The organism is Streptomyces apricus (assembly GCF_008369065.1).
Classification (GTDB): domain Bacteria; phylum Actinomycetota; class Actinomycetes; order Streptomycetales; family Streptomycetaceae; genus Streptomyces; species Streptomyces apricus.
Genome location: NZ_VDFC01000083.1, coordinates 1 through 1629 on the forward strand (window position 1 = coordinate 1; position 1629 = coordinate 1629).

Below are 1629 nucleotides of genomic sequence, written 5' to 3' on the forward strand. Positions count from 1 at the left end.
CGCCCGAGGACGGGCGCCGCCTGGTGCTGCCGCTGTCCGCGCGGACATCCGGCGCCCTGCGCGGCCAGGCCGACACCCTCGCCCGGCACCTCGAACGGCACCCCGAGCTGCGCCTGGACGACGTCGCGCACTCCCTGCGCGCCGAACGGCCCGCGCTGCGCCACCGCCTGGCCGTCACCGCGGCCTCCCGCGAGGAAGCCCTCGATGTCCTGCGCGCCGCCGTCCCGGACACCGCGCCGCCGTCCGGCGACACCGCCCGTGTGGCCTTCCTGTTGCCGGGCGGCGGCACCCAGTACGCCGGCATGGGAGCGGAGCTCTACCGCGACCACGGCGTCTACCGCGACACCGTCGACGAATGCGCCCGCATCCTGCGGCCTGCGCTCGGCGCCGACGTCCGCACCGCCCTGTTCGAGGAACGACACCCCGACGACACCGCCGCTTTCCTCGGCCTGGTGGTGACCGAGTACGCCCTGGCCCGCACCCTCATGGACCAGGGGGTGCGCCCGGACGCGCTGATCGGCCACTCGCTCGGCGAGTACACGGCGGCCTGCCTGGCCGGAGTCGTCGACCTGGAGGACATGCTTCCCCTGGTCACCGAACGCATCCGGCTCATCAGCTCCGCGGGCGGCGCCACCCTCGGCGTCGCCGCCCCGGCCGAGGACGTACGACCACTGCTCGACGACGGGCTCTCCCTGGCCGCGGTGAACGGACCGAGCGCCTGCACCGTCGCCGGGCACCTCGACGCCGTCACCCGCTTCGAGGCCGAACTCACCCGCCGGGGCATCCCGTTCCGCCGTCTGCGCATCCCCGTCGCGGCCCACTCGCACGTCCTGGACCCGGTCCTGCCCGCCTTCGAGGCCCACCTGCGCCAGGTCACCCTGCGTCCGCCGCGGATCCCGTACGTCACCAACGTCACCGGCACCTGGGTCACCGACGACCAGGCCACCTCCGTACGGCACTGGATCGACCACACCAGGAACACCGTGCGGTTCGCCGACGGCATCAAGGCCCTGTGGGAACGGCAGCACCCCGTGCTGGTGGAGATCGGGCCGGGGGACACCCTGACCAAACTCGCCACCGGCCGGCTCACCGACGAGACACCCGTGACGGTGACCACCATGCGGCACGCCAAGGCCGAGGCCTCCGACGGCTTCGTCCTCGCGGAGGCACTGGGCCGGCTGTGGAGCGCGGGCGTGGACAGCGCCCTGCCCCCGGCGCCGGACACGGGCCGCCGGGTCCCGCTGCCGCCGTACGCCTTCGACCGCCGCCGTCACMGGATCGACGCCCCCGGAGCCCGCACCGGCCCCGCCGCGTCCGACACCCCGGCCGCGGCCCGGACGGGCACGGCCCTTGCCCCGCGGCCCCGGCTGACCACCGAGCACGTGCCGCCGCGCTCCGGACGCGAGCAGGAGGTGACCCGGCTCTGGGAGGAGACGCTCGGCATCACCGGCATCGGCGTGCACGACAACTTCTTCGACCTCGGCGGCGACTCGATGCGCGCCGTGGTGCTGGCGGGCCGGCTGCGCCAGGCCGGTGTCCTCGACGTACCGGCGGCGCACCTGCTGGCCGCGCCCACGGTGGCCGGCGTCCTCGCCGCGTCCGACGGGGACGAGGGGAGCGACGGGGACG

At 75.5% G+C, this 1629-nt stretch carries 1 protein-coding gene; it reads left to right on the top strand.

Annotated features, from left to right (window positions below; all coding sequences use genetic code 11):
* The coding region (locus FGF04_RS35710) for an acyltransferase domain-containing protein (RefSeq protein WP_149515666.1) at positions 1-1629 on the top strand (1629 nt) is incomplete at both ends.